Source organism: Streptomyces sp. HSS9-12, assembly GCF_054963655.1.
This window is the reverse complement of sequence record NZ_JBUEGC010000111.1, coordinates 1-1,889: the sequence shown is the minus strand read 5'-3', so window position 1 is coordinate 1,889 and position 1,889 is coordinate 1. Positions and strand designations below refer to the sequence as shown.

Below are 1,889 nucleotides of genomic sequence, written 5' to 3'. Positions count from 1 at the left end.
GAAGGGTGCGAAGGAGAACGCGTCGAAGTAATCCCATCACGTGCCGGACGGCGCTCCGGCACCGGGGAATCGAGGGCCCGCAGGCGTCCCGCCTGCGGGCCCTCCGCCATCTCCGGCCACCTCCGGCCGGGGATGGTTCCCGAGCAGCTCGCGGACCCCGTCAGGTTTCCGCCTCCGGTACGGCGTCCTCGCTCGCCTCCAGCCGGCCGAGCGCCAGAGATTCGGCGAAGCGGCGCAGCCGCGCCACGGCCGCCTCGTCCGGCCCGGGGTACCGCACCAGGGCATGCCTGATGTGCACGTAGATCAACAGATCCTGACGGCAGCGGCGGCACTGCTCCACATGGGCGAACACCGCGCGCGTGGCGGCCGGATCCGTCTCACCGTCCACGTACGACTGGAGCGCCCGCTTGCCCCATGCGCAGTCCTTCATCCGGCGCCGGCCCCCAGCGGACCGCCACGGCCATCTGCTCATGCGCCACCTCGCTCGGGTTCCAGGCCGGCGGCCAGCAACTGGTCCCGGATGCGTTTGCGGGCCCGGTGCAGCCTGCTCATCACCGTCCCCTTCGGCACGCCCAGCAGCTGTGCGGCCTCCGCGTAGGACAGCCCGTCCACGTGGACCAGTTGCACCACCTGCTGGTCTCTGAGCGGCAGGCCCGCGAACACGGTGTCCACCACTTCATCGAACGTCAGATCGACGACCAGCTCCTCCGGCGTGGCGTCCGGGGCGGGCGCCAGGCGGTCGAGGTCCGTATCCGGATCGTCGAGCAGGTGTGGCCGGTGCTGGCGCTGCCGCTGGCGGGACACCTCGGCCCGCCGCATGATCGTCAGAAGCCAGGCGCGAGGATGCCGCCCGTCGAAGCGATCGACGGCACGGTACGCACGCAGCAGCGTCTCCTGCACCAGGTCCTCGGCGTCGGCCAGCTGTGCGGTGAGCGATGAGGCCACCCGCAGCAGCACCTCCACCTCGGGCAGCACATACTTCGCGAACGCCCACTGCCGATACACGTCCGGGTCAGCCACTTGCGCTTCCTCACCTTCGAAGCCTCCAGGACTCCAAAACAGCGCTTCTGCCTTGTGTAGCATTTCGCCCGATTCAGCGCATTATGTGGGGTTTTGCGAATGTTGCGCGCGGCAGCGAGCAGGCCCAAGCGTCCGGGGCGACCCCGGCCAGAGGCTGCATGTGAGGAGCGGTAATGCGGGCAGCAGAAAACACGCCCTTCAGCAGGCCTTCACGGCAGAACGCCAGCCGTCAGCAGATCCTGATGGCCGGTCCGGTGATCATCAGGCCGAGGTCCCCACCGGCGTAGGCAAAGAACGCGAACAGCATCAACGCCGCCCCGGCCAACGCCAGGTCCTTCTGGAACTGAATCATCTCGTTCTGCCGCGCCTGGGCGTCGCTCTCCTTCCAGAAGCCGTGCATCAGCACCGCGGTCGAGACCAGGAAGAGGAACAGCAGCAGCGCCCCCAGGTCCGCCCACACTCCAAGGAGGATGCTCAGCCCCCCGAGAAGAAGCACGACCCCGCTGGCGAGCACCAGGCGCCGACCGGCCGGCAACCCCTTGGACTCGGCATACCCGGCCATGGCGTCGGATCGCGTGAGATGGCCGACGGCGGAAGAGAGGAAGAGGATCACAAAGAGCACCCGGCCGATGAATACCAGCAAGTCCACGGCGACCTCCAAAGGCGAAGGCTCATCGAAACGGTGAACCGTCCCCTTTTCGAAGGGTACCGGCGCATCACAAGAACATGCGGCGTGCCGGCCAGTGCCCGCGCTGCGGCGATCCATGCGAGGTGCAGGCTGGGCGAAGGCGGCTGGATGGCGTGCACAAGGATCGATAGTGACCGGATACGCTGCCCGTGGTGACAGCGGCAGATCGAACACTGGGCAC

The 1,889-nt window shown here is 67.9% G+C and carries 3 protein-coding genes; all 3 read right to left on the bottom strand.

Annotated elements, in window-relative coordinates; translation table 11 throughout:
- Nucleotides 1-160: 160 nt before the first annotated feature.
- Nucleotides 161-472 carry an anti-sigma factor family protein gene (locus ACY34J_RS28905; RefSeq protein WP_462729587.1) on the bottom strand — a complete coding sequence of 104 codons (312 nt, stop codon included), beginning with the start codon at nucleotides 470-472 and terminating at the stop codon, nucleotides 161-163.
- Nucleotides 469-1,020, bottom strand: a complete 552-nt coding sequence (locus ACY34J_RS28900) for an RNA polymerase sigma factor (RefSeq protein WP_462729586.1) — start codon at nucleotides 1,018-1,020, stop codon at nucleotides 469-471. Before ACY34J_RS28900 ends, ACY34J_RS28905 begins: the two co-directional genes overlap by 4 nt.
- A 229-nt stretch (nucleotides 1,021-1,249) precedes the next feature.
- On the bottom strand, nucleotides 1,250-1,889 hold a 640-nt coding region (locus tag ACY34J_RS28895), incomplete at its 5' end, for a DoxX family membrane protein (RefSeq protein ID WP_462729585.1).